The sequence below is a fragment of the Pseudomonas sp. SB113 genome (genome assembly GCF_040754745.1).
Lineage (GTDB): Bacteria > Pseudomonadota > Gammaproteobacteria > Pseudomonadales > Pseudomonadaceae > Aquipseudomonas > Aquipseudomonas grimontii.
On the sequence record NZ_JBFMHW010000015.1, the window covers coordinates 101,653 to 128,014 of the forward strand.

Genomic DNA, 26,362 nt, shown 5'->3' on the forward strand with positions numbered 1-26,362 from the left:
CATGGCTAACATTCCAACTATTTCCTTCGACGCCATCATCATTGGTGGCGGCGGTGCAGGCATGCGCGCAGCGCTGCAGCTGGCCCAGGGCGGTCACAAGACTGCCGTGATCACCAAGGTGTTCCCGACGCGCTCCCACACTGTATCGGCCCAGGGTGGCATCACCTGCGCCATCGCGTCCGCCGACCCGAACGATGACTGGCGCTGGCACATGTACGATACCGTCAAGGGGTCCGACTACATCGGTGACCAGGACGCTATCGAATACATGTGTCAGGAAGGTCCGGCCGCGGTGTTCGAGCTGGACCACATGGGTCTGCCGTTCTCCCGTACCGAACAAGGTCGTATCTACCAGCGCCCATTCGGCGGCCAGTCGAAGGATTACGGTAAAGGCGGGCAGGCTGCCCGTACCTGCGCCGCGTCCGACCGTACCGGTCACGCGCTGCTGCACACTCTGTATCAGGGCAACCTGAAAGCCGGCACCACGTTCCTCAATGAGTACTACGCGGTTGACCTGGTTAAGAACGCACAAGGCGAGTTCGTCGGTGTGATCGCCATCTGCATCGAAACCGGTGAAACCACCTACATCCGCGCCAAGGCTACTGTTCTGGCGACTGGCGGTGCAGGTCGTATCTACGCGTCGACCACCAATGCCCTGATCAACACCGGTGACGGCGTCGGCATGGCCCTGCGCGCCGGCGTGCCGGTGCAAGACATCGAAATGTGGCAGTTCCACCCGACCGGCATCGCCGGCGCCGGTGTACTGGTCACCGAAGGTTGCCGTGGTGAAGGTGGTTACCTGATCAACAAGCACGGCGAGCGTTTCATGGAGCGTTATGCTCCAAACGCGAAAGACCTGGCAGGTCGTGACGTTGTTGCCCGTTCGATGGTTAAGGAAATCATCGCCGGTAACGGCTGTGGCCCGAATGGCGACCACGTACTGCTGAAGCTCGATCACCTGGGTGAAGAAGTACTGCACAGCCGCCTGCCGGGTATCTGCGAACTGTCCAAGACCTTTGCCCACGTTGACCCAGTGGTTGCTCCGGTTCCGGTTGTTCCAACCTGCCACTACATGATGGGCGGTGTTCCGACCAACATTCATGGCCAGGCGATCACCCAGAACGCCGACGGCGTGGACGAGATCATCCACGGTCTGTTCGCGGTAGGCGAAGTGGCTTGCGTATCGGTACACGGTGCCAACCGTCTGGGCGGCAACTCGCTGCTCGACCTGGTGGTATTCGGCCGCGCGGCTGGCCTGCACCTGGAAAAAGCCCTGACCGACGGCATCGAATACGATGACGCCACCGACGCCAACATCGAGGCCGCCCTGGCGCGTCTGAACGCTCTGAACGAGCGTACCGATGGCGAAGACGTGGCAACCCTGCGTCGCGAGCTGCAGAACTGCATGCAGAACTACTTCGGTGTATTCCGTACCGGCGAATACATGCAGAAGGGTATTGCCCAGCTGGCCGATCTGCGCAAGCGCATCGCCAACGTCAAGATCAACGATAAGAGCCAGGCGTTCAACACCGCTCGTATCGAAGCCCTTGAATTGCAAAACCTGCTGGAAGTGGCTGAAGCGACCGCAATCGCCGCCGAGGTTCGTAAAGAATCCCGTGGTGCACACGCTCGTGAAGACTTTGAAGATCGCGATGACGAAAACTGGTTGTGCCACACCCTGTACTTCCCGGGTGACAAGCGCGTAACCAAGCGTGCCGTGAACTTCTCGCCGAAGACGGTTCCGACGTTTGAACCGAAGATTCGGACTTACTAAGGGTGGCTGCCATGTTGAAAGTCAGTGTTTATCGCTACAACCCTGATCAGGACGCTGCGCCGTTCATGCAGGAGTTCCAGGTCGATACCGGTGGTAAAGACCTGATGGTGCTGGATGTATTGGCACTGATCAAAGAGCAGGACGAAGGTTTCTCCTATCGTCGCTCTTGCCGTGAAGGTGTGTGCGGTTCCGACGGCATGAACATCAACGGCAAAAACGGCTTGGCGTGCATCACGCCGCTGTCCGCCGTTGTTAAAGGCAACAAGCTGATCGTTCGTCCCCTGCCAGGTTTGCCGGTTATCCGTGACCTGGTCGTCGATATGAGCATCTTCTACAAGCAATACGAGAAAGTTAAGCCGTTCCTGCAGAACGACACGCCGGCTCCGGCCATCGAGCGTCTGCAGTCCCCTGAAGAGCGTGAAAAGCTCGACGGTCTGTACGAGTGCATCCTGTGCGCTTGCTGCTCGACCTCGTGCCCGTCCTTTTGGTGGAACCCGGACAAGTTCCTGGGTCCAGCTGCCCTGCTGCAAGCGTATCGCTTCCTGGCAGACAGCCGTGACACCAAGACGTCCGAGCGCCTGGCTTCGCTGGATGACCCGTTCAGCGTATTCCGCTGCCGCGGGATCATGAACTGCGTCAACGTATGTCCCAAAGGCCTGAACCCGACTAAGGCTATTGGTCATATCCGTAACATGCTTCTGCAAAGCGGCGTGTAACTGACGTTGTAACAAGGCAGGACCGTTGTGCCCGTAAATGCTGCGGCGCAGGCTTCAACCGGCGCCGTAGTTTTAACTTGAGCAGCGACTTACAAAGCCGCGGCTCTTATTTTGAAGAAATGAGACAAGCAGGGGCATTCGGGTTGGTACCCGAACTATCAGCGTGATCCTAAGTGGCTTGTTTTGGTCGCTGCACTTGGCCTTTTGCAAGCAAACTCGGTGTTTTCGCCGGTGGTGTCCCCAAATCGAGGGTGACCAAGCATGCAAGAAAGCGTGATGCAGCGCATGTGGAACAGCGGCTATCTTTCAGGTGGTAACGCTGCCTATGTGGAAGAGCTTTATGAGCTCTACCTGCACGACCCTAACGCTGTGCCAGAAGAATGGCGCACCAAATTTCAGACGTTGTCTTCAGACGGCAACGCTGCCACCGATGTATCGCATGCAACAATTCGCGATCAGTTCGTGCTGCTGGCAAAGAACCAGCGCCGCGCCCAGCCGGTTTCCGCCGCAAGCGTGAGCAGTGAGCACGAGAAGAAGCAAGTTGAAGTACTGCGACTGATCCAGGCCTACCGGATGCGTGGCCACCAGGCGGCCCAGCTTGACCCGCTGGGGCTCTGGCAGCGTCCTGCACCTGCTGACCTGTCGATCAATCATTACGGCTTGACCAATGCCGATCTTGATACGACCTTCCGTGCCGGCGACCTGTTCATCGGCAAAGAGGAAGCGAGCCTACGCGAAATTCACGAAGCGTTGCAGCAGACATATTGCCGCACCATCGGCGCTGAGTTCACGCACATCACCGATTCCGAGCAACGCCACTGGTTCCAGCATCGCCTGGAAGGCGTGCGTGGCCGTCCGGTGTTGTCCGCCGACGTGCGCAGCCACCTGCTTGAGCGCGTGACCGCAGCCGAGGGCCTGGAAAAATACCTGGGTACCAAATACCCGGGCACCAAGCGTTTCGGCCTGGAAGGCGGCGAGAGCCTGATTCCGATGCTCGACGAGCTGATCCAGCGTTCCGGCTCCTACGGCACCAAGGAAATCGTGATCGGCATGGCCCACCGTGGTCGCCTGAACGTGTTGGTCAACACCTTCGGCAAGAACCCGCGTGAGCTGTTCGACGAGTTCGAAGGCAAGAAGAAGGTCGAGCTGGGTTCCGGTGACGTTAAATACCACCAGGGCTTCTCGTCCAACGTGATGACCACCGGCGGTGAAGTTCACCTGGCCATGGCCTTCAACCCATCCCACCTGGAAATCGTTTCTCCAGTGGTCGAGGGTTCGGTCCGTGCTCGCCAGGATCGTCGTAACGACACCACCGGTGAAAAGGTCCTGCCGATTTCCATCCACGGTGACGCGGCATTCGCCGGTCAAGGCGTGGTCCTGGAAACGTTCCAGATGTCGCAGACCCGCGGCTTCAAGACTGGCGGTACCGTTCACATCGTCATCAACAACCAGGTTGGCTTCACCATCAGCAACCCGTTGGACGCGCGTTCCACCGAGTACGCCACCGACGTTGCCAAGATGATCCAGGCGCCGATCCTCCATGTGAATGGCGATGATCCGGAAGCCGTGCTGTTCGTGACCCAACTGGCTGTCGACTACCGCATGCAGTTCAAGCGTGACGTGGTGATCGACCTGGTTTGCTACCGCCGTCGCGGTCACAACGAAGCCGACGAACCAAGCGGCACCCAGCCGTTGATGTACCAGCAGATCACCAAGCAGCGCACCACCCGTGAGCTGTATGCCGAAAGCCTGACCAAGGCCGGTATCGTTGACGATGCACGTGTTCAGGCGAAAATCGATGAATACCGCAACGCGCTGGACAATGGTCTGCATGTAGTAAAAAGCCTGGTCAAGGAGCCGAACAAAGAGCTGTTCGTTGACTGGCGTCCGTACCTGGGTCACACCTGGACGGCGCGTCACGACACCTCGTTCGATCTGAAGACCCTGCAGGAACTGTCCGCCAAGCTGCTGGAAATCCCGGATGGCTTCGTGGTGCAGCGCCAGGTTGCGAAAATCTACGAAGACCGTCAGAAGATGCAAGCCGGCGGCCTGCCGATCAACTGGGGTTACGCCGAAACCATGGCGTACGCGACCCTGGCGTTCGAAGGTCACCCGATCCGCATGACCGGCCAGGACATCGGCCGTGGTACGTTCTCGCACCGTCATGCGGTATTGCACAACCAGAAAGACGCGGGCACCTACATCCCGTTGCAGAACCTGTACGAAGGCCAGCCGCGTTTCGACTTGTACGATTCGTTCCTGTCCGAAGAAGCCGTACTGGCGTTCGAATACGGTTACTCGACCACCACGCCGCAGGCGCTGGTGATCTGGGAAGCCCAGTTCGGCGACTTCGCCAACGGTGCCCAGGTGGTGATCGACCAGTTCATCACCAGCGGCGAGCACAAGTGGGGCCGTCTGTGCGGTCTGACCATGCTGCTGCCACACGGTTATGAAGGTCAGGGTCCGGAGCACTCCTCGGCCCGTCTGGAGCGTTACCTGCAGCTGTGCGCCGAGCACAACATCCAGGTGTGCGTGCCAACCACCCCGGCGCAGATCTACCACTTGCTGCGTCGCCAGGTAATCCGCCCGCTGCGCAAGCCGCTGGTAGTGCTGACCCCGAAATCGCTGCTGCGTCACAAATTGGCCATCTCGACCCTGGAAGATCTGGCGGACGGTTCGTTCCAGACCGTGATCCCAGAGATCGATACGCTGGATGCGGCCAAGGTCACTCGCCTGATCCTGTGCAGCGGCAAGGTCTACTACGACCTGCTGGAAAAACGCCGTGCCGAAGGCCGCGAAGACATCGCCATCGTGCGTATCGAGCAGCTTTACCCGTTCCCGGAAGATGACCTCATGGAGATCATCGCGCCTTACACCAACCTCACCAATGTGGTGTGGTGTCAGGAAGAACCGATGAACCAGGGCGCGTGGTACAGCAGCCAGCATCACCTGCGTCGCAGCATCGGTAACCACAACAAGGCCCTGGGCCTGGAGTACGCCGGCCGTGATGCTTCCGCTGCACCTGCGTGTGGTTATGCGTCGATGCACGCCGAGCAGCAGGAAAAACTGCTGCAAGATGCTTTCACTGTTTAACGCCTTCGCGCTGACTGAAACCGAATTTTAAGGACCCACAGATAATGGCTATCGAAATCAAAGCCCCGTCATTCCCGGAATCGGTTGCCGATGGCACCGTTGCCACCTGGCACAAGAAACCAGGTGAGGCCGTCAAGCGTGACGACCTGATCGTCGACATCGAGACCGACAAAGTCGTGTTGGAAGTGTTGGCCGAAGCTGACGGCGTGCTGGGCGCAATCGTTGCCGAAGAAGGCGCTACCGTTCTGTCGAACCAGGTACTGGGCTCGATCGAAGAGGGCAGCGCTGCCGCTGCTCCTGCTGCCGCTGCTGCACCGGCCGCTGCCTCGGCGCCTGCTGCCGCTCCGGCTGCGGGTGGCGAAGATCCAATCGCTGCACCGGCTGCTCGCCAGTTGGCGGAAGAAAACGGCATCAACCTGGCTTCCATCAAGGGCACCGGCAAAGACGGCCGTGTGACCAAGGAAGATGTGGTTGCTGCTGTTGAAGCCAAGAAAAACGCTCCGGCTGCTGCGCCTGCCAAGGCTGCTGCCCCGGCTGCCGCTGCTCCTGTGTTCGCTGCCGGCGACCGCACCGAGAAGCGTGTACCGATGACCCGCGTTCGCGCCACCGTGGCCAAGCGTCTGGTTGAAGCACAGTCGAACATGGCGATGCTGACCACGTTCAACGAAGTCGACATGACCGAAGTCATGGCCCTGCGTTCGAAGTACAAGGATCTGTTCGAGAAGTCCCACAACGGCGTGCGCCTGGGCTTCATGTCGTTCTTCGTGAAAGCGGCCACCGAAGCGCTGAAACGCTTCCCGGCAGTCAACGCCTCCATCGACGGCGGCGACATCGTTTACCATGGCTACGCAGACGTCGGCGTTGCCGTGTCCAGCGACCGTGGCCTGGTGGTTCCGGTCCTGCGTAACGCCGAGCTGATGAGCCTGGCCGAAATCGAAGGCGGCATCGCCGGCTTCGGCAAGAAAGCCCGTGACGGCAAGCTGACCATCGACGAGATGACCGGTGGTACCTTCACCATCACCAACGGTGGTACCTTCGGCTCGATGATGTCGACTCCGATCGTTAACCCGCCACAAGCCGCGATCCTGGGCATGCACAACATCATCCAGCGTCCGATGGCCATCAACGGCCAAGTCGTGATCCGCCCAATGATGTACCTGGCGCTGTCGTACGATCACCGCCTGATCGATGGTAAAGAAGCCGTGACTTTCCTGGTGACCATCAAGAACCTGCTGGAAGACCCGGCTCGCTTGCTCCTGGATATTTGATTGGAGCAGCTTCAAGTTGCGAGCTGCAAGCTGCAAGTAAATGCAGTTTGGCTTGCAGCTTGAAGCTTGACGCTTGAAGCTAATAGAGGATCTATTTTCATGACACAGAAATTTGACGTCGTAGTGATTGGTGCAGGTCCTGGCGGCTACGTTGCCGCCATCAAGGCCGCACAACTGGGCCTCTCGACTGCTTGCATCGAAAAATACACCGACAAGGAAGGCAAACTGGCACTGGGCGGTACTTGCCTGAACGTTGGTTGCATTCCTTCCAAGGCGCTGCTGGACAGCTCCTGGAAATTCCACGAAGCCCAAGACGGCTTCGCGATCCACGGCATCAACCATGCTGGCGTGACCATGGACGTGCCAGCAATGGTCGGCCGTAAAGCCAACATCGTTAAAGGCCTGACTTCCGGCGTTGCGACCTTGTTCAAGGCCAACGGCGTGACTTCCCTGCAAGGCCACGGCAAACTGCTGGCCGGCAAGAAAGTTGAAATCACCAAGCCGGACGGTTCGGTAGAAATCATCGAAGCCGAGAACGTGATCCTGGCCCCAGGTTCACGTCCAATCGACATTCCACCGGCTCCGGTTGACCAGAACGTGATCGTTGATTCGACCGGCGCCCTGGAATTCCAGGCTGTGCCTAAGCGCCTGGGCGTGATCGGGGCTGGCGTGATCGGCCTGGAGCTGGGTTCGGTCTGGTCCCGCCTGGGTTCCGAAGTGACCGTGCTGGAAGCCCTGGAGACGTTCCTGCTGGCTGCCGACACCGCAGTGTCCAAGGAAGCGCTGAAAACCCTGACCAAACAAGGTCTGGACATCAAGCTGGGCGCTCGCGTGACCGGCTCGAAGGTTAACGGCGAAGAAGTCGTCGTGACCTACACCGACAAGGATGGCGAACAGACCATCACTTTCGACAAGCTGATCGTAGCCGTTGGTCGCCGTCCAGTGACCACCGACCTGCTGGCTTCCGACAGCGGCGTGAACATCGACGAGCGTGGCTTCATCCACGTTGACGATCACTGCGCTACCACTGTTCCTGGCGTCTACGCCATTGGCGACGTGGTTCGCGGCATGATGCTCGCGCACAAAGCTTCCGAAGAAGGCATCATGGTTGTCGAGCGCATCAAGGGCCACAAAACCCAGATGAACTACGACCTGGTCCCATCGGTTATCTACACCCACCCGGAAATTGCATGGGTCGGCAAGAACGAACAGCAGTTGAAAGCTGAAGGCGTTGAAGTTAACGTCGGCACCTTCCCGTTTGCCGCTTCTGGCCGTGCCATGGCAGCCAACGACACCGGTGGTTTTGTCAAAGTCATCGCTGATGCCAAGACTGACCGCGTATTGGGCGTCCACGTGATTGGCCCAGGCGCAGCAGAACTGGTTCAGCAGGGCGCGATCGGTATGGAATTCGGCACCAGTGCCGAGGACATCGGCATGATGGTCTTCTCCCATCCGACCCTGTCCGAAGCGCTGCACGAAGCCGCGTTGGCAGTGAATGGCCATGCCATCCACATCGCCAACAAGAAGAAGCGCTAAGCGAGATAATAAGAAACCACGGCGGAGTTGCCCGTCGTGAGCCTTGCGCGCAAGACTCACCGCGGAATATCCGCTGGACGCAGTCTTGCGCAGCTTTACGGGCCTTGAGCCCCGCAAGTTGCGCAAGCAGCAGTCACAGGTGGCGCGGCACTCATAATGAGCGCAGCGCCGAATGCGCAGTACCTAACGAAGACGGTAAAAAGCATGAATCTTCACGAGTATCAGGGTAAGCAGCTGTTCGCTGAATACGGCCTGCCAGTTTCCAAGGGCTACGCAGTAGACACCCCGGAAGCAGCAGCAGAAGCTTGCGACAAAATCGGCGGCACCGAGTGGGTTGTCAAAGCCCAGGTCCACGCTGGTGGTCGCGGTAAAGCGGGCGGCGTTAAGCTGGTTCGCAGCAAAGAAGACGCCAAGGCCTTCGCACAGCAGTGGCTGGGCAAGCGTCTGGTGACTTACCAGACTGATGCCAATGGCCAGCCAGTCACCAAGATCCTGGTTGAATCGTGCACTGATATCGCTAAAGAGCTGTACCTGGGCGCTGTCGTTGACCGTTCGAGCCGTCGCATCGTGTTCATGGCTTCCACCGAAGGTGGCGTGGACATCGAGAAGATCGCTCACGAAACCCCAGAAAAAATTCTGAAAGCCACTATCGATCCACTGGTTGGCGCTCAGCCATTCCAGGGTCGCGAGCTGGCTTTCCAGCTGGGTCTGGAAGGCAAGCAAGTTGCCCAGTTCGCCAAGATCTTCGTAGGTCTGGCCAAGCTGTTCCAGGATCACGATCTGGCCCTGCTGGAAGTGAACCCGCTGGTGATCAAGGCTGACGGCGATCTGCATTGCCTCGACGCCAAGATCAACATCGACGCCAACGCCATGTACCGTCAGCCTAAGCTGAAGACTTTCCACGATCCGTCGCAAGACGATCCGCGCGAAGCGCACGCTGCCAAGTTCGAACTGAACTACGTAGCCCTGGAAGGTAACATCGGTTGCATGGTCAACGGTGCTGGCCTGGCCATGGGTACCATGGACATCGTCAACCTGCATGGCGGCAAACCAGCCAACTTCCTCGACGTAGGCGGTGGTGCTACCAAAGAACGCGTAACCGAAGCCTTCAAGATCATCCTGTCCGACTCCAACGTCGCTGCAGTACTGGTCAACATCTTCGGCGGCATCGTTCGTTGCGACATGATTGCCGAAGGCATCATCGGTGCAGTGAAAGAAGTCGGCGTTAAAATCCCGGTTGTTGTTCGCCTTGAAGGCAACAACGCTGAACTGGGCGCTAAAGTACTGGCAGAAAGCGGTTTGAACATCATCGCGGCTACCAGCCTGACCGACGCTGCTCAACAAGTTGTCAAAGCTGCGGAGGGCAAATAATGAGCGTCCTGATCAATAAAGACACCAAAGTTATCTGCCAGGGTATTACCGGTTCGCAAGGTAGTTTCCACACCCAGCAAGCCATCGAATACGGCACCAAGATGGTTGGCGGCGTAACTCCGGGCAAAGGCGGCACCGAGCACCTGGGCCTGCCAGTGTTCAACACCGTGAAAGATGCTGTAGCTGCCACTGGCGCCACCGCCAGCGTGATCTACGTTCCAGCTCCTTTCTGCAAGGACTCGATCCTGGAAGCAGCATTCGGCGGCATCAAGCTGATCGTTTGCATCACCGAAGGCATTCCTACCCTGGACATGCTCGACGCTAAAGTTAAGTGCGACGAGCTGGGCGTAGTCCTGATCGGCCCTAACTGCCCAGGCGTGATCACTCCAGGCGAATGCAAGATCGGCATCATGCCAGGTCACATTCACTTGCCAGGTAAAGTCGGTATCGTTTCCCGTTCCGGCACCCTGACCTACGAAGCTGTGAAGCAAACTACTGACGCCGGTTTCGGTCAGTCGACTTGCGTCGGCATCGGCGGTGACCCGATCCCAGGCTCCAACTTCATCGACATCCTGAAACTGTTCCAGGAAGACCCGAAGACCGAAGCGATCGTGATGATCGGTGAGATCGGCGGTTCGGCTGAAGAAGAAGCGGCTGCCTACATCAAGGCACACGTGACCAAGCCGGTTGTTTCCTACATCGCTGGTGTGACTGCCCCTGCGGGCAAGCGCATGGGCCATGCTGGCGCAATCATCTCTGGCGGCAAAGGCACTGCAGACGAGAAATTCGCTGCACTGCAAGACGCAGGCGTTAAAACCGTGCGTTCGCTGGCAGACATCGGCAAGGCCTTGGCTGAGCTGACCGGTTGGGCTGTCAAGTAAGCCTCGCGCTTAGCTGACGCTTCACCACACAAAGGCCACCTTCGGGTGGCCTTTGTGCATTCTGAAAGTGAGTGAAAGCTCAATGTGGGAGGGGGCTTGCCCCCTCCCACAATTTTGTTTGTATTGCCAAATTAAGTATGAAAACGCGACATTCAGATGTCGCTTATCGGACAGTGCGCCCCGCAACAGTGCGTTTGTCAGGCTAATTCTGTACCCTAGCCGCCTCTTTATGCGTCCGCCTCCCAAAAGGAAGCTGCGCGCTAGACCGGTCGGTGCCCATAAGGGCCGGCGGCATTTCCCTCATCCATAGGGAATCCCTCTCTAAATTCCGATTCAGTAGTGTGGTATTTCCTCAAATGAAAGTGTTGAAAAGCCAGGACATCCTGGCGTTGGGCTTCATGACCTTCGCCCTGTTCGTGGGCGCCGGCAACATCATCTTCCCGCCTATCGTTGGTTTGCAGTCCGGGCCTCATGTCTGGATGGCGGCGCTGGGCTTCCTGATCACCGCCGTCGGCCTGCCGGTGGTCACCGTGATCGCCCTGGCCAAGGTCGGCGGCGGTATGGACGCGTTGAGCAGCCCGATCGGCAAGATCGCCGGTGGCCTGCTCGCGGCGGCGGCGTATCTGGCGGTAGGGCCGCTGTTCGCCACCCCGCGTACCGCGACCGTGTCTTTTGAAGTGGGCCTGGCACCGCTGACTGGCGAAAGCCCGCTGGCGTTGTTTCTCTACAGCTCGGTGTATTTCCTGGTGGTGTTCTTTGTCTCCCTGTACCCAGGCCGACTGCTGGACACCGTGGGTCGCTTCCTGGCGCCCCTGAAGATCATCGCGCTGGCCATCCTCGGCATTGCCGCGTTTGCATTGCCGGCCGGTGAGGTGGGTGTCGCCACCCCGGAATACGTCGCCGCACCGTTCTCCCAGGGCTTTATCAATGGTTACCTGACCATGGATACCCTGGGTGCGCTGGTGTTTGGCATTGTGATCGTCAACGCGATCCGTTCCCGTGGTGTCGAGTCGCCCAAGCTGATCACCCGTTACGCGATCATCGCCGGGTTGATTGCCGGTGTAGGTTTGGCGCTGGTGTACATCAGTCTGTTCCGCCTTGGGGCGGGCAGCCATGAAGTCGCTGCCGGCGCTGCCAATGGCGCGGCTGTATTGCATGCCTATGTGCAACACACCTTCGGTTCCCTGGGCAGTGGTTTCCTGGCGGTGTTGATTTCGCTCGCATGCCTGGTCACCGCCGTCGGCCTGACGTGCGCTTGCGCCGAGTACTTCAGCAAAATCCTGCCGCTGTCCTATAAGACCCTGGTAGTGATCCTGGCGCTGTTCTCGCTGTTCGTGTCGAACCTGGGCTTGACCAAGCTGATTGCGTTCTCGATCCCGGTACTCACCGCGATCTACCCGCCGTGCATCGTGCTGGTGGCCTTGAGCTTCTGCAAAGACTTCTGGCAGGAGCAGGGCCGTATCGTCGGACCGGTGATGCTGATGTCGTTCATTTTTGGCTGCATCGACGCGCTCAAGGGCGCCGGCCTGGCGGGCTGGATGCCTTCGCAGCTGGCGAACCTGCCGCTGAGCGAGCAAGGCCTGGCCTGGCTGGTGCCTTCGGTGATGACGCTGGTTGTGGCGGTTGTGATTGATCGTATGCTGGGTAAGCGCAGCGAAGTCACCGCGTAACAGGCAGGTTTCATGCAGTGCAGAAATGCCCCGTATCAATCGATATGGGGCATTTTTTTTGAGCGGCGGGCAGTGTCTTTTTCTTTGCGCTAACGTCGAACAGACGCGAAAAAGTTTTTCAATCTTATTTCTGCAAGGACCCGCATGTCGTTCGTCGAAGCCAATCAGATCCACCTGCTCGCTGCCCTCTGGTTCATCCTGTGCTGGGGCGGCTACACCCGTTATGCCACCTGGAAGGCGCGGGACACCGCGTGCCTGGCCAGCGTGCTGCATTTGTATCGCGAGGACTGGATGCGCCGCATGTTGCTGCGTGACAACCGGATTGCTGACGCCAGCGTGATCGGCAACTTGGAGCGTAATGCCTCATTCTTCGCCTCCAGCACCTTGATCATCCTCGCCGGCATTCTTACGGTGTTGGGTGCCTCCGAGCGGGCGGTGTCATTGCTGGCGGACATCCCCATGGTGCAGCAGGCCTCCCAGGGCATGTCGGAGATCAAGCTGCTGTGCCTGGCGCTGGTCTTCGTCTATGCCTTCTTTACTTTCAGTTGGTGCATGCGCCAGTACAACTTTGCAGCGGTGCTGGTAGGGTCGGCGCCGATGATTGGTGAGCGGCATGTGTCGGAGCAGGAACGCAAGGCGTTTGCCCTGCGTGCGGCGCGTGTGATCTCCATGGCCGCCAACCAGTTCAACTTTGGCCTGCGTGCTTATTATTTCGGCATGACCATGCTGGCTTGGTTCGTCAGCCCTTGGTTGTTCATGTTGATGAGCAGCGGGGTAGTGTTGGTGCTGTACCGTCGGGAGTTTCATTCCGATGTACTGCAAGTGATGGTGTATACACAGACTGATACGCCGGTATCGGAACCCGCCAAAGAGGCGGCTTAGTCCGATCCGGGCACTTACGCGGCGAATAAAAAAGCAGACAAAGTAAAGCCCGCTATTTAAGCGGGCTTTCTTTTTGCAGCGAAGCTATTTCATGCCGCGGTATCAAGAACCGGTGGCAGGGGTAGCAGGTGCTGCTTCTTTTGCGGCGGCGTCGTTCGATTCAGCCTGAGCTTTGGCAGCATCGGCGTTTTCTTTCGCAGCGTCGTTCACTTTATCCTGAGCTTTCGCCATGTCTTTTTGAGCTTGCTCAGAGTGCGCTGCGGCGTCTTGGGCTTTGTCTTCGGATTTTTTGTCGCAAGCAGCGAGACCGAGGGCAGCGGCCAACATCATGGAAATAGCTAAAGTCTTACGCATGGGGTGTTTCTCCTTAGTGAAGATATCTACTGGCCTTTCGAGCGTAGGGGTTCAGCATTAGTTCCTTTTATTCCACAGATATATAAACAACGGCTTCAAAGGAACTTTCGCCGGTACCGTCTATTTCGCACATCAACACTAATAAGAGTCTGCAACGAATGACCGAAAATCCCTTGTTAGAGCGCGCGAAGCGCTTTGTCTCGGCCTTGCGCCATTGCCAGGTGCTGGGTATTGCCGCTCATCATGCCAGCGAGGAGGGCATCACCTTGGTCATGCCTTACGCCGCACACCTGGTGGGTGATCCCCAGACCGGCGTGATCCATGGTGGCGCTTTGACCTCTTTAATGGACACTGCCTGCGGTATGGCCACCCTGTGTGTCCTGCCGGAGTTCGAGGTGTGCCCGACCCTGGATCTGCGCGTCGACTATATGCATCCCGCCGAGCCGCATAAGCCGGTGTATGGCTTCGCCCAATGCTACCGCGTGACGACCGACGTGATCTTCACCCGTGGTGTTGCCTACCAGGACGACCCGCAACAACCCATCGCCCATGTGGTCGGCACTTTCATGCGCATGGGCAAGCGTCTCAAAGGCACCCACGGATTGGGTAGCGCCATCAAGGGAGAGCAGGCATGACACATCGATTCAAGACTCGTCTGGAGCAGGCCCACCAGCGCGGCAACTACGAGGCCCTGCTGGACCTTATCCCGTACGCCAAACTGATCGGTATCGAATGCACCCGGTTGGGGGATGAGTTGCTGTTTCGCCTGCCGGCCCACAAGGACAATATTGGTAACCCCATATTGCCGGCGCTTCACGGCGGGGTGATTGCCGGCTTTATGGAACTGGCAGCGGCGTTGCACCTGCTGGTGTTTACCGGAGCGCCGGGCATCCCGAAAATCATCGATTTTTCGCTCGATTACCTGCGCGCCGGCCAGTTTCGCGACACTTACGCCAAATGCCAGGTGTGGCGCCAGGGCCGACGGGTGGCGAATGTGGCGATCACCGCCTGGCAAAGCACCGCCGCCGAACCGATTGCCACCGCCCGTGCGCATTTCAAGATCGAGGAAGGCAGCCGCCCTTGAAATCCTGGTCTTAGCCCCCAACTTTGATGACAACCCGCCGCCAACCCTCAAGGGCGCGGCCACTGCCATCCAATTGGAGTTTGATGACCATGAGTGTGGAAACTCAAAAGGAAACCCTGGGCTTCCAGACCGAGGTGAAGCAACTGCTGCACCTCATGATCCATTCGCTGTATTCCAACAAGGAAATCTTCCTTCGCGAATTGATCTCGAACGCCTCTGACGCTGTCGACAAATTACGTTTCGAAGCCCTGTCCAAGCCTGAACTGCTGGAAGGTGGCGCGGAACTGAAAATCCGTGTGAGCTTCGACAAAGACGCCAATACCGTCACGCTCGAAGATAACGGTATCGGCATGAGCCGTGACGATGCGATCACCCACCTGGGGACCATCGCCAAATCCGGCACCGCCGACTTCATGAAAAACCTGTCTGGCGACCAGAAGAAAGATTCGCACCTGATCGGCCAGTTCGGCGTGGGCTTCTACTCGGCCTTCATCGTAGCCGACAAGGTTGAAGTGTTCAGCCGTCGTGCCGGCCTAGACGCCAGCGAAGGCGTGCACTGGTCTTCCAAAGGTGAGGGCGAATTCGAAATCGCCACCATCGAAAAGGCTGATCGTGGTACCCGCATCGTCCTGCACCTCAAATCCGGTGAAGACGAGTTCGCCGATGGCTGGCGCCTGCGCAATATCATCAAGAAGTACTCCGACCATATCGCCTTGCCGATCGAGCTGCCGAAAGAACAAGCGGCCGTCGAAGGTGAAGAGAAGCCTGCCGAGGAATGGGAAACCGTCAACCGCGCCAGCGCCCTGTGGACCCGTCCGCGTACCGAAATCAAGGACGAGGAATACCAGGAGTTCTACAAGCACATCGGTCACGACTACGAAAACCCGCTGAGCTGGAGCCACAACAAGGTCGAAGGCAAGCTGGAATACAGCTCGCTGCTCTACGTGCCGGCCCGTGCGCCGTTCGACCTGTACCAGCGTGAAGCGCCGAAAGGCCTGAAGCTGTACGTGCAGCGCGTGTTCGTGATGGACCAGGCGGAGTCCTTCCTGCCGCTGTACCTGCGCTTTATCAAGGGCGTGGTCGACTCCAATGACCTGTCGCTGAACGTGTCGCGGGAAATCCTGCAAAAAGACCCGATTATCGACTCCATGAAGTCGGCGCTGACCAAGCGCGTACTCGACATGCTGGAGAAACTGGCGAAGAACGAGCCTGAGCAATACAAGGGCTTCTGGAAAAACTTCGGCCAGGTCATGAAAGAAGGCCCGGCAGAAGATTTCGCCAACAAGGAAAAAATCGCCGGCCTGCTGCGTTTCGCTTCCACCTTGGGTGAAGACGGCGAACAGGTCGTTTCCCTGGCCGAGTACCTGGCACGTGCCAAGGAAGGCCAGGACAAGATTTACTACCTGACCGGCGAAACCTACGCACAGGTCAAGAACAGCCCGCACCTGGAAGTCTTCCGCAAGAAAGGCATCGAAGTGCTGCTGCTGACCGACCGTATCGATGAGTGGCTGATGAGCTACCTCAACGAGTTTGACGGCAAATCCTTCGTCGACGTGGCCCGTGGTGACCTGGACCTGGGTAACCTGGACTCCGAAGAAGAGAAGAAAGAAGCCGAAGAAGTCGCCAAGGCCAAAGAAGGCCTGGTTGAGCGGATCAAGGCATCCCTGGGCGATGCCGTCAGCGAAGTGCGGGTTTCGCACCGTCTGACCGATTCCCCGGCGATCCTGGCCATCGGTGAGCAGGACCTGGGCATGCAGATGCGCCAGATCCTCGAAGCCAGTGGCCAGAAGGTCCCGGACTCCAAGCCGATCTTCGAATTCAACCCGGCTCACCCGCTGATCGAGAAACTCGACGGCGAGCAGAGCGAAGAGCGGTTTGGCGACCTGTCGCACATCCTCTTCGACCAGGCGGCCCTGGCCGCTGGCGACAGCCTGAAAGACCCGGCCGCCTACGTGCGCCGACTGAACAAGCTGTTGGTTGAACTGTCGATCTGACACCGTTGTAGAAAAACCCGCTTCGGCGGGTTTTTTTGTTTGTAGGAACTAGGCGTCCCCCTCGCTCCTACAGCCCATTTCCGTTCTACTGATCTTCAACTGGAGTAAATGATGAGCCAAGTCACTGTGCGTTCCGTGGTCTATCAGATTGATGGCCAGTCTTATGAAAGCCGCCTGGCGTTCGATGCCAGCCAGAAGAACCCACTGCCCGGCCTGCTGATGGCGCCGAACTGGATGGGTGTAAGTGCGGGTGCCGAAGAGATCGCCAAGAGCGTTGCCGCCAAGGGCTACGTGGTGCTGATCGCCGACCTCTACGGGCAAACCGTGCGCCCGTCGAATGGCGATGAAGCCGGTGCGGCAATGATGCCGTTGAAGAATGATCGCCCGTTGCTGAACAAGCGCATGCAGGCTGCCCTTGAGCAACTGCAGGGCCAGACCGAAGCGGCGGTGGATACCTCGAAACTGGCCACCTTTGGTTTCTGCTTCGGCGGTTGCTGCTCCCTGGAACTGGCGCGTACCGGTGCGCCGTTGAAGGCTGCCGTATCGTTCCACGGCACTCTGGATACGCCGAATCCGGCAGATGCGAAAAACATCCAGGGTTCAGTGCTGGTGCTGCACGGGGCTTCCGACCCGCTGGTGCCGAAAGAGCAACTGCCGGCGTTCGAAGATGAAATGAACGCGGCCGGCGTGGATTGGCAATTGCTGAGCTACGGCGGTGCGGTGCATTCCTTCACCGACCCGGATGCCAATGTGCCAGGCAAGATGATGTATGACGCGAAGACTGCTGCACGGGCCTTCCGGTCGATGCATAACTTGTTGGATGAAGTGTTCAAGGGCTAAATCTTCAGCGTCTGTTCCGGCCTCATTGGGGGGCAAGTCGAATCGTCGCACCGCCCCTCCCACATTTGGATCTTCATACATCAGTTACCGACATCAGCCCCTAAATCCGCTTGAAGCTGGTGCGTTTCCATAACAGGAAATCCGTGCGCATGCCCTTGGGCCAGACGCCAACGGATCGGCAGTTTGGTCACCATCATCCGCGTATTGAGGGATCGAGAGATGTCAGTCGCTACCAGCCGTATCGAAGATACCCAGGTGCATGAAACGCTTTATCAGTTCGACGAAAGCCCGCTGCTGGCCCGCCAGCGCCAGCAGGAGTCCAACGCCCGCAGTTACCCACGGCGCATCCCCCTGGCGCTCAAGCGCGCCAAGGGGATCTACGTGGAAGATGTGGAAGGCCGCAGTTTCATTGATTGCCTGGCCGGCGCCGGCACCCTGGCGTTGGGGCACAACCACCCGGTCGTGATCCAGGCCATCCAGCAAGTGCTGAACGACGAATTACCGTTGCATACCCTGGACCTGACCACGCCGGTCAAGGACCAGTTCGTGCAGGACCTGTTCGGCCTGCTGCCGGCGGAACTGGCGCGGGAAGCCAGGATCCAGTTCTGCGGCCCCACCGGTACCGATGCCGTGGAAGCGGCGTTGAAGCTGGTGCGCACCGCCACGGGGCGCAGTACGGTGCTGTCGTTCCAGGGCGGTTATCACGGCATGAGCCAGGGCGCGTTGAGCCTGATGGGCAGCCTGGGGCCGAAAAAACCCTTGGGTGCCTTGCTCGGTAATGGCGTGCAGTTTTTGCCATTTCCCTATGACTACCGTTGCCCGTTCGGTCTCGGCGGTGCAGAAGGTGTGCGGGTCAACCTGCATTACCTGGAAAACCTGCTCAACGACCCGGAAGCCGGGGTGTTGCTGCCGGCGGCGGTGATTGTCGAAGTGGTGCAGGGCGAGGGCGGGGTGATCCCGGCCGATCTCGACTGGCTGCGCGGCCTGCGGCGCATCACCGAGCAGGCGGGTGTGGCCTTGATCGTCGATGAGATCCAGAGCGGTTTCGCTCGTACCGGCAAGATGTTTGCCTTCGAACACGCCGGCATCATTCCGGATGTGGTGGTGATGTCCAAGGCCATCGGCGGCAGCCTGCCGTTGGCGGTGGTGGTGTATCGCGACTGGCTCGACACCTGGCTGCCGGGCGCCCATGCCGGGACGTTCCGTGGCAATCAGATGGCCATGGCGGCGGGTTCGGCGGTGATGCGCTACCTCAAGGAGCACGACCTGGCCGGCCATGCGACGGCCATGGGCGAGCGCCTCGGCGAACACCTGCGCATCCTGCAGCGTGACTATCCGCACCTGGGGGATATTCGCGGGCGCGGGCTGATGCTCGGCGTTGAACTGGTGGACCCGGACGGCACCCCGGATATTCAGGGCCACCCGCCAGTGCATCGCCAGCTGGCACCGCTGGTACAGCGCGAATGCCTCAAGCGCGGCCTGATCCTCGAACTGGGCGGGCGGCATGGCAGCGTGGTGCGTTTCCTGCCGCCACTGGTGATCACCGCCGCTGAAATCGACCGCGTGGCCGAGATTTTCGGGCGCGCCCTGGCGGCAGCTGTCGCGAGCCTCTAATTTTTCAGCGTGTTGGTACGTTTCTACCAATATCAGCACTGCGCGTGGTGCGCAGCCAGCCTTTGAACGATGGAGAACAGCAATGACCTCAGTATTTGACCGCGACGACATCCTGTTTCAGGTAGTGGTCAACCATGAAGAACAGTATTCCATCTGGCCCGACTACAAGGCCGTGCCGGAAGGCTGGCGCACCGTGGGCAAGAGTGGCCTGAAGAAAGAGTGCCTGGCCTACATCGAAGAAACCTGGACCGATATGCGTCCGTTGAGCCTGCGCCAGAAGATGGACGGCGCTGCACTGGCCTAATGGTCGGTAGCAGCTGCCGAGCGCAAGCGAGGCTGCGTCAGGCGCACTGCCGATTCAGGATCAAGTCGCGGCCGACGCAGCCTCGCCGGGGCTCGACAGCTGCGGATTTGCGCGGTGTTGGGTAAGACGGTATTTACGCAATAACACATTGCCTAGGCGTTCTTGCCCTTCTCCAACCCACCCGCAGCCCCCGTCACCACCTGCACACTCAAGCGCGGCGTCGCCAGGTCCAGCCCGGCTTCGTCCAGATGACGTTTGAGCGACAAGTTGAACGCCCGCGACACTTCCCACTGTTTGATCGGCGCCGTCTTGAATCGCGCGCGCAGGATCGCACTGCCCGACTCGAAACTTTCCACCCCCTGAATCTCCAGCGGCGACCAGATATTGCGGCGTTGCAGCGGGTCGTTGCGCATTTTCTGGCCGACATCGCGCATCAGCTTGATCGCGTCGTCGATTTCCATGTTGTAGGGGATGGCCACTCGGAAGATTGCGTAGCCGAACTCCCGCGAGTAGTTCTTGATGCTCTTGATCTCGCTGAACGGGATAGTGTGCACGATGCCGTCAATGTCGCGCAGGCGCACGGTGCGGATGGTCAGGCCTTCGACGGTACCGAGGTGGCCGCCGACGTCCACGTAGTCATCAATCGCCAGGGAGTCTTCGATGATGATGAACAGGCCGGTGATCAGGTCCGCCACCAGTGATTGCGCACCAAAACCGATTGCCAGGCCGATCACACCGGCACCGGCCAACAGTGGCGTGACGTTCATGCCCATGTTCGCCAGGGCGACGATGGCGGCGATGATAAAAATGGTCACGAACAGCACGTTGCGGATCAGCGGCATCATGGTTTGCGCGCGGGCATTGGCCAGGCCTTTGCGCGAGCGGGTGAGGGCGTGATGGATCGCGGTGTCGCTGAGAATCCAGATCAGCCACGCAAACAGCAGCGTGCCGCCCAGGCCAAACAGCTTGACGCTGACTTCATGGCCATCGCCTTCGGTAAAGCGAATCAGCGACAGGCCCCAGACCCGCAGCCCCAGTTCGATAAACACCAGCCACACCACCAGATGGGCGAGGGTGTAGACAAAGCTTTTCAGGCGTTCGGAGTACAGCGCATGGCGCTTGTGCCCACGTTGCGGCTTGAGCGCATGGCGACGCACCAGGCCGTTGATCACCATGCACAACACCAGCAACACCGTGCACAACAGCGACTGGCGCAGGGCGGTGCTGGTGTCTCCGGCGGAGACGAAGGTGGCGAACAGCGAGATACCCACCAACAGCAGGGCCGGGATGTACCAGAACGTGCCGATGATCTCGATTGTGTCGCTGAGGGCGCGACGGGTCAGGCGGCGTGATAGGGGCTGGTTGCGGATCAGGTGGGCGATCGGCCGACGGAAACGCAGGATAAACACGCCAGTGGACAGCGCGGCCATCACATTGGCGATGGTCGCTGCCGTGTGGGCCAGGTGCTGGCCGAGCGCGATTACCAACCGTGGATCACTCAAGGCTTCGCCAAAGGCGGCGAAGCTGCCGATCCACCACAGCGGGCGGAAGGCCTGGTGGCGCAGGATATACAGGGCGCGGTGGCGGTGCGGGCCGTCGAGCACCGAGAAGGCAATCACACAGATCGCCGAGAAACAGGTGCCGACCACCAAGGCGTAAGCCAGCACCATCGCCAAGGATTTGCCCAGGGACGAGGGCAGGGCGTAGCTCAGGTAAACGGTGATCACCAGCGCGATCAGCCAGGGCCCCAGTTTGCGCAGGGCGAAGCGCAGCATGTCCCAGGTCCGCGGGTGTTGCGGCAACTCCTCGGGCAGGCCGAAGCGCTCGCGTACCCGGTGGCTCAGCCAGATCAATGCGGCAGCCAGCAGGCTCCACACCGCAAGGATCACCGCAAAGCCGAAAATGATCGGCACCCATTCGCTGGCCGGCAGCATCAACGCACTGAACTCATCCTTGGCCAGGTCGATTTCATTCGACCAGCGCCCCAGCGGGCTGTCGGCGCCGGAGAACTGCTGCTCCAGGCCTGACAGCGTGCTGCCAATCAGCCCGAGCACACCTTGCTCGGCGACGGGCTGGGCTTTCTGGGTGGCGGCGCGCAGCTTCTTCAAGTCGCTCAGCAACTGCGTGCGTTGCTGGTCGTTTTCCAGGGTCTTGATCACCTCGTCCAGCGACTGCCCCAACGGCACTTCGGCCTGGGGCTGGGTCTTGCTGGTACTGCCCAGCAGCCCAGGCAAGCCCACCGCTTGGGCGGGTGTGAGCGGCAGCAGCGTGAGCAGGGCGATCAGGAAACAGCAGGGCAGGGCAAACAGACGGGAAAGCACGAGGCGGTCAACCTTGAAAACGACGGGTTGAGCGAGTGTACGAGGGCAATCGTCATTCGGCCAGTTTGGCGAGGATCTTGTACACCACGGTGCCCAGGATCAGCAGCATACCGATCCACATGCCGAACACGCCCAGGGGCTTGTCGCGAAAATTGAAGCCGACCGCGAGCATGATCATGCCGATCAGAATAGGGATAAGCATGGCGTGGAAAGAGGACATGGAGATCATGGGCGACGGCCTTGTCGGAGTGGGAATACTGACAAGTCTAGGTCGGATTGCGGGAAATGCAGGTGATATAGATCAGGTGTACGTAAAACCAAATGTGGGAGGGGGCTTGCCCTCGATAGCGGTCTGTCAGTCAGCTTGTTTTTAGCTGACCCACCGCATCGGGGGCAAGCCCCCTCCCACATTTCTGGCTGTATTCAGCCTTTTGGATCAGGGCAGGTCGTGGCTGGCGTAGAACGCGCCCAACACCTTCACCAAATGCGCCAGGTCATGGCTGCCGCACAGTTCGCGAATGGAGTGCATGGCAAACGTTGGCAAACCAATGTCAACCGTACGCACACCGAGGTGGCTGGCGGTGATCGGGCCGATGGTCGAGCCGCAGCCCATGTCGCTGCGCACCACGAAGCTCTGCACCGGTACTTCTTCGGCCATGCACAAGTGGCGGAAGAACCCGGCGGTTTCGCTGTTGGTGGCGTAGCGCTGGTTGCTGTTGACCTTGATCACCGGGCCGGCATTGAGCTTGGGGCCGTGGTTGGCGTCGTGCTTGTCGGCGTAGTTGGGGTGTACGCCGTGGGCATTGTCGGCCGACACCAGCAGGGATTTCTGGATGGTGCGTACGAATTCATCGCCTTCAGGCAGCAGGCGACGCAGGGTCTGTTCCAGCATCGGGCCATCGGCACCGCAGGCCGAGCAGGAACCGACTTCTTCGTGGTCGTTGCACACCAGCACGCAGGTTTCGTCGGTCTCACTGGTGAGCAGGGCTTGCAGGCCGGCGTAGCACGACAGCAGGTTGTCGAGGCGCGCGCCGGCGATGAAGTCGCCATTGAGGCCGATCACGGCGGCGCCCTGGGTGTCGTAGAAGCTCAACTCGTAGTCGAGCACCACATCGGCGTTCAACCCATGTTCGCGGGCCAGTTGTTCGGTGAGCACGGCACGGAAGTCCACGCGCTCATCACCGGCAAATTGCGCGAGGATCGGCGGCAACTCGGTCTGGGCATTGATCGCCCAGCCCTGGTTGGCTTCACGGTTCAAGTGAATGGCCAGGTTGGGAATGATGGCGATGGGCAGCTTGAAGTCGATCAGCTGGCTTTCGACCTTGCCGTCACGACGGAAGGTGACGCGGCCGGCCAGGGACAGGTCGCGGTCGAACCACGGCGCCAGCAGCGCGCCACCGTAGACTTCCACGCCGAGTTGCCAGAAGCCCTGGCGTTGCAGCTCAGGCTGGGGCTTGACCCGCAGGCACGGGCTGTCGGTATGGGCGCCGACCAGGCGAATCCCGCCTTGCAGCGGCGAGTGGCGGCCGAGCTTGAAGGCGATGATCGAGGAGTCGTTGCGGGTCACGTAGTAGCGACCGCTGGCTTCGGTGGTCCAGGTTTCGCGCTCGTCGAGGCGCTGGAAACCGGCCGCTTCCAGGCGCTGGGCCAGGGCGGCTGTGGCATGAAAAGGAGTAGGGGAGGCCTTGAGGAAATCGATCAGGCCTTGATTCAACGCTTCGCGCATAAATAGCTCCAGACAGCAATGCGCGGAGTTTACCGTATTGGTTTAACTCGGTGGCGAGAACTGATGCAGAACTAAATGTGGGAGGGGCTTGCCCCCTCCCACATTTGAATGCATTTGCAGCTTTAGAACGGTGCAGGGCACTCAAAGCGCAAGCGCTCACCGCTTTGCGGATGAGTGAAGCTCAGCATGCTCGCGTGCAGGCACAGGCGCGGCCACGCAGCCAGGGCCTGTTCGTGGGCATACAAACCATCACCCAGCAACGGATGGCCGATGGACAACATATGCACACGCAACTGGTGTGAGCGCCCGGTGATCGGCGTCAGCTCGACGCGGCACCACTCGCCACAACGTTCCAGGACTTTCCAGAAGGTCAGCGCGTGCTTGCCGAACTCGTGGTCCACCACGTGGCGGGGTTTGGTCGGCGGGTCGTAGCGCAAGGGCAGGTCGATGCTGCCGCTGTCCAGTTCCGGCTGGCCCCAGGCCAAAGCGGTGTAGGCCTTTTCGGTTTCACGGTCGTGAAACTGGCGGGACAGTTCGCGATGGGTATCGGCGTCCCGGGCCAGCAGGATGATCCCTGACGTTTCCCAGTCCAGGCGATGGACGATGCGGGCTTCGGGGTAGCCGTTTTCCTGCAGGCGGGTGATCAGGCAGTCCTTGTTGTCGTCGGCGCGGCCAGGCACCGAGAGCAACAGGGTCGGCTTGTTCACCACGAGGACAGCGTCGTCCTGATGCAGGATATGAATAGTGGACAGCGGCATTAAACAGCCTCGTAACAAACGCCAACGGCGGCTCGACCACCCGGTTCCCGTAAGGGAATCAAGGTGACCGAGCCGCCGTGGCGGCCGCCTGTTCGATCAACGATCAGGCAGGGTGATATTGAGTTCCAGGATCGAGCAGCTGCCGTCATTTTCCAGGGCGACATGCACGTCATCGTTGCCGATATTGACGTACTTGCGGATCACCTCCACCAGTTCCTTCTGCAAGGCGGGCAGGTAGTCCGGGGTGCTGCGTTGGCCGCGTTCGTGCGCCACGATGATCTGTAGACGCTCTTTCGCGACCGACGCGGTGCTTGGCTTTTTGTTGGCGCGAAAGAAGTCGAGAAATTTCATTGTTTAGTTGCCTCCAAAGATACGCTCGAAGAATCCCTTCTTCTTAACATCGAGGAAGCGATGTTCCACGGTCTTGCCCAGCAAGCGATCAACCGCATCGCTGTACGCCTGGCCGGCGTCGCTCTGGTCGTCAAGAATCACCGGGACGCCCTGGTTGGAAGCCTTCAGCACCGCCTGGGATTCCGGGATCACGCCCAGCAGGGTCACTGCGAGGATGTCCTTGACGTCTTCAACACCGAGCATTTCGCCGTTGCTGACGCGCTCAGGGTTGTAGCGGGTGAGCAACAGGTGTTCCTTGATCGGGTCCTGGCCTTCCTCGGCGCGCTTGGACTTGCTGGCCAACAGGCCGAGCATGCGGTCCGAGTCGCGTACCGACGACACTTCCGGGTTGGTCACCACGATGGCTTCATCGGCGAAGTACATCGCCAGGTGAGCACCGGTTTCGATACCGGCCGGGGAGTCGCACACCACGAATTCGAAGGTTTCCTTCAGTTCGGCAAGAACCTTGCCTACGCCTTCTTTGGTCAGCGCATCTTTGTCGCGGGTCTGGCTGGCGGCCAGTACGTACAGGTTCTCAAGGCGCTTGTCCTTGATCAGGGCCTGCTGCAGGTTGGCTTCGCCGTTGACCACGTTGACGAAGTCGTACACCACGCGGCGTTCGCAGCCCATGATCAGGTCGAGGTTACGCAAACCGACGTCGAAGTCGACGATGACTGTCTTGTGGCCGCGCAAAGCGAGGCCGGTACCGATAGCGGCGCTGGTGGTGGTCTTACCCACACCACCCTTGCCGGATGTAACCACGAGAATCTTGGCCAAGGTGTTTCACCCCTAAGGAAAAAGGACTTTTCAGTCCCTGAAAAACATCTCTTGGAACTCGCCGCAGGCGGACAGCCTTTGTAGGAAAAAGACGGGTTTTCGCAGGAAAAACGCCAACCTTCATGTATTCCTACGCAAGTAATGCCAGTTTCGCTGTGCTATCAGAGTCTAGAGATGCTTGGAAAATGCGGCAGTATCCGTTAAAGACGGATGATGTTCAACACATCGCCCGACAGGCTGACCTGCACCGCGGCCCCCCACAGCGGATCACGGCGCAAATCTTCTGAAACCTTGTACTGGCCTGCGATGGACACTAGCTCAGCGGTCAATTGCTGGCAAAAAATGCGGGCCTTGGTATCACCCTTGATGCCGGCGAGGGCACGTCCGCGCATCGGGCCGTATACATGGATGTTGCCATCGGCGAGAAGTTCCGCGCCGGGACTGACCGAGGCGATCACCACCAGGTCGCCGCCCTGGGCGTAAATCTGCTGCCCGCCGCGTACGGGCGTGGTGATTATCTTTGTAGGCTTGATCGTAGGTTCCGGTGGTTTTTCCGGTTTTTTCGCCACCTCTCCGACCAAAGGTTCCAGTGGACGCTCACGCGCACCAGACGGCGGCAGTACTGGCAGTTCAATGGCGATGGCTGCGGCAATGTCTTCGATACGGCTGGCGCGAATCGCCAGGGTCCGCAGGCCATGGGAGCGGCATACACGCATCAGGCCGGGCAGGTCGATGACGCCTTGGCCGGCCGGCAGTTTATCCAGGGCCAGTACCAGCGGGGCGTTGTTGAAGAAGTTTGGCGCCAGGGCAACCTTGGCGGCGAGCTGGCGGTCCAGGGCGTCGAGGTCGTTGCGGGCCAGTTCCAGCACGGTGATGGCGAGCATGCTGCCTTTCAGCTGGAACACGGGATCTTGGTCTAGCGGTTCGGTTTGGCTCATGGTCGGCAAAAAGCGGCTTGTCACGAAAAGTGTCGAGACTTATAACGAGAACACTCACTGGCCGCAAGCCG

The 26,362-nt window shown here is 59.4% G+C and carries 23 protein-coding genes; 15 read left to right on the top strand and 8 right to left on the bottom strand.

Annotation, left to right across the window (positions count from 1 at the left end; genetic code table 11):
* Nucleotide 1: 1 nt before the first annotated feature.
* The 9 genes from sdhA to AB1462_RS20040 all read left to right on the top strand — a co-directional run bounded on the left by sdhA (nucleotide 2) and on the right by AB1462_RS20040 (nucleotide 13,191).
* Nucleotides 2–1,774 (top strand): succinate dehydrogenase flavoprotein subunit, encoded by a 1,773-nt coding sequence (gene sdhA, locus AB1462_RS20000; protein WP_053130512.1) that lies wholly within the window; start codon nucleotides 2–4, stop codon nucleotides 1,772–1,774.
* 11 nt (nucleotides 1,775–1,785) lie between these two features.
* Nucleotides 1,786–2,490 (top strand): succinate dehydrogenase iron-sulfur subunit, encoded by a 705-nt coding sequence (locus tag AB1462_RS20005; RefSeq protein ID WP_003172807.1) that lies wholly within the window; start codon nucleotides 1,786–1,788, stop codon nucleotides 2,488–2,490.
* Between the two features lie 261 nt (nucleotides 2,491–2,751).
* Nucleotides 2,752–5,583 carry a 2-oxoglutarate dehydrogenase E1 component gene (locus tag AB1462_RS20010; RefSeq protein ID WP_090407103.1) on the top strand — a complete coding sequence of 944 codons (2,832 nt, stop codon included), beginning with the start codon at nucleotides 2,752–2,754 and terminating at the stop codon, nucleotides 5,581–5,583.
* Nucleotides 5,584–5,627: 44 nt separating this feature from the next.
* On the top strand, nucleotides 5,628–6,851 hold the full coding sequence (odhB, locus tag AB1462_RS20015; protein WP_065924489.1) for a 2-oxoglutarate dehydrogenase complex dihydrolipoyllysine-residue succinyltransferase: 1,224 nt from the start codon (nucleotides 5,628–5,630) through the stop codon (nucleotides 6,849–6,851).
* A 99-nt stretch (nucleotides 6,852–6,950) separates the two neighbouring features.
* Nucleotides 6,951–8,387, top strand: a complete 1,437-nt coding sequence (gene lpdA / locus AB1462_RS20020) for a dihydrolipoyl dehydrogenase (protein ID WP_367247734.1) — start codon at nucleotides 6,951–6,953, stop codon at nucleotides 8,385–8,387.
* A 204-nt stretch (nucleotides 8,388–8,591) separates the two neighbouring features.
* On the top strand, nucleotides 8,592–9,758 hold the full coding sequence (gene sucC / locus AB1462_RS20025; RefSeq protein ID WP_003233235.1) for an ADP-forming succinate--CoA ligase subunit beta: 1,167 nt from the start codon (nucleotides 8,592–8,594) through the stop codon (nucleotides 9,756–9,758).
* On the top strand, nucleotides 9,758–10,639 hold the full coding sequence (gene sucD / locus AB1462_RS20030) for a succinate--CoA ligase subunit alpha (RefSeq protein WP_003172813.1): 882 nt from the start codon (nucleotides 9,758–9,760) through the stop codon (nucleotides 10,637–10,639). Before sucC ends, sucD begins: the two co-directional genes overlap by 1 nt.
* Before the next feature lie 356 nt (nucleotides 10,640–10,995).
* Complete coding sequence (gene brnQ / locus AB1462_RS20035; RefSeq protein WP_090407095.1) at nucleotides 10,996–12,309, top strand: branched-chain amino acid transport system II carrier protein; 1,314 nt, start codon at nucleotides 10,996–10,998, stop codon at nucleotides 12,307–12,309.
* A 144-nt stretch (nucleotides 12,310–12,453) separates the two neighbouring features.
* On the top strand, nucleotides 12,454–13,191 hold the full coding sequence (locus tag AB1462_RS20040) for a DUF599 family protein (RefSeq protein WP_090407092.1): 738 nt from the start codon (nucleotides 12,454–12,456) through the stop codon (nucleotides 13,189–13,191).
* 102 nt (nucleotides 13,192–13,293) lie between these two features.
* Here AB1462_RS20040 and AB1462_RS20045 read toward each other — a convergent pair whose 3' ends face one another.
* A complete protein-coding gene (locus AB1462_RS20045) occupies nucleotides 13,294–13,545 on the bottom strand; it encodes a hypothetical protein (protein WP_090407089.1) in 252 nt (83 codons plus the stop codon).
* A gap of 158 nt (nucleotides 13,546–13,703) precedes the next feature.
* On the opposite strand from AB1462_RS20045, the gene AB1462_RS20050 reads away from it, so the two are divergent.
* From AB1462_RS20050 to AB1462_RS20075, 6 genes are all read left to right on the top strand, one after another.
* Nucleotides 13,704–14,180, top strand: a complete 477-nt coding sequence (locus AB1462_RS20050; RefSeq protein ID WP_367247735.1) for a PaaI family thioesterase — start codon at nucleotides 13,704–13,706, stop codon at nucleotides 14,178–14,180.
* The gene (locus AB1462_RS20055; protein ID WP_090407082.1) at nucleotides 14,177–14,629 is read left to right on the top strand and encodes a PaaI family thioesterase; all 453 of its coding nucleotides are present in this window, start codon (nucleotides 14,177–14,179) and stop codon (nucleotides 14,627–14,629) included. Before AB1462_RS20050 ends, AB1462_RS20055 begins: the two co-directional genes overlap by 4 nt.
* An 89-nt stretch (nucleotides 14,630–14,718) precedes the next feature.
* Nucleotides 14,719–16,623, top strand: a complete 1,905-nt coding sequence (gene htpG, locus AB1462_RS20060; protein ID WP_090410088.1) for a molecular chaperone HtpG — start codon at nucleotides 14,719–14,721, stop codon at nucleotides 16,621–16,623.
* A 111-nt stretch (nucleotides 16,624–16,734) separates the two neighbouring features.
* Complete coding sequence (locus tag AB1462_RS20065; RefSeq protein ID WP_090407079.1) at nucleotides 16,735–17,463, top strand: dienelactone hydrolase family protein; 729 nt, start codon at nucleotides 16,735–16,737, stop codon at nucleotides 17,461–17,463.
* A 219-nt stretch (nucleotides 17,464–17,682) separates the two neighbouring features.
* Nucleotides 17,683–19,077: an aspartate aminotransferase family protein gene (locus AB1462_RS20070; RefSeq protein WP_259192073.1), complete on the top strand. Its 1,395-nt coding sequence runs from the start codon at nucleotides 17,683–17,685 to the stop codon at nucleotides 19,075–19,077.
* An 82-nt stretch (nucleotides 19,078–19,159) separates the two neighbouring features.
* Complete coding sequence (locus AB1462_RS20075) at nucleotides 19,160–19,381, top strand: MbtH family protein (protein ID WP_017527671.1); 222 nt, start codon at nucleotides 19,160–19,162, stop codon at nucleotides 19,379–19,381.
* 152 nt (nucleotides 19,382–19,533) lie between these two features.
* Here the strand turns inward: AB1462_RS20075 and AB1462_RS20080 are convergent, their stop codons facing one another.
* The 7 genes from AB1462_RS20080 to minC all read right to left on the bottom strand — a co-directional run bounded on the left by AB1462_RS20080 (nucleotide 19,534) and on the right by minC (nucleotide 26,291).
* A complete protein-coding gene (locus AB1462_RS20080) occupies nucleotides 19,534–21,702 on the bottom strand; it encodes a mechanosensitive ion channel family protein (RefSeq protein WP_090407073.1) in 2,169 nt (722 codons plus the stop codon).
* 52 nt (nucleotides 21,703–21,754) lie between these two features.
* Entirely contained in the window at nucleotides 21,755–21,931 is a 177-nt protein-coding gene (locus AB1462_RS20085) for a hypothetical protein (protein ID WP_010208820.1), read from the bottom strand.
* Between the two features lie 207 nt (nucleotides 21,932–22,138).
* The gene (locus AB1462_RS20090) at nucleotides 22,139–23,428 is read right to left on the bottom strand and encodes a M18 family aminopeptidase (RefSeq protein WP_090407071.1); all 1,290 of its coding nucleotides are present in this window, start codon (nucleotides 23,426–23,428) and stop codon (nucleotides 22,139–22,141) included.
* Nucleotides 23,429–23,550: 122 nt separating this feature from the next.
* Nucleotides 23,551–24,186, bottom strand: a complete 636-nt coding sequence (locus AB1462_RS20095) for an RluA family pseudouridine synthase (RefSeq protein WP_090407068.1) — start codon at nucleotides 24,184–24,186, stop codon at nucleotides 23,551–23,553.
* Between the two features lie 96 nt (nucleotides 24,187–24,282).
* Entirely contained in the window at nucleotides 24,283–24,537 is a 255-nt protein-coding gene (gene minE, locus AB1462_RS20100) for a cell division topological specificity factor MinE (RefSeq protein WP_003175252.1), read from the bottom strand.
* Nucleotides 24,538–24,540: 3 nt separating this feature from the next.
* Nucleotides 24,541–25,353: a septum site-determining protein MinD gene (gene minD, locus AB1462_RS20105; protein ID WP_065927233.1), complete on the bottom strand. Its 813-nt coding sequence runs from the start codon at nucleotides 25,351–25,353 to the stop codon at nucleotides 24,541–24,543.
* A gap of 200 nt (nucleotides 25,354–25,553) precedes the next feature.
* Nucleotides 25,554–26,291 carry a septum site-determining protein MinC gene (gene minC / locus AB1462_RS20110; RefSeq protein ID WP_090407066.1) on the bottom strand — a complete coding sequence of 246 codons (738 nt, stop codon included), beginning with the start codon at nucleotides 26,289–26,291 and terminating at the stop codon, nucleotides 25,554–25,556.
* Between the last annotated feature and the right edge of the window lie 71 nt (nucleotides 26,292–26,362).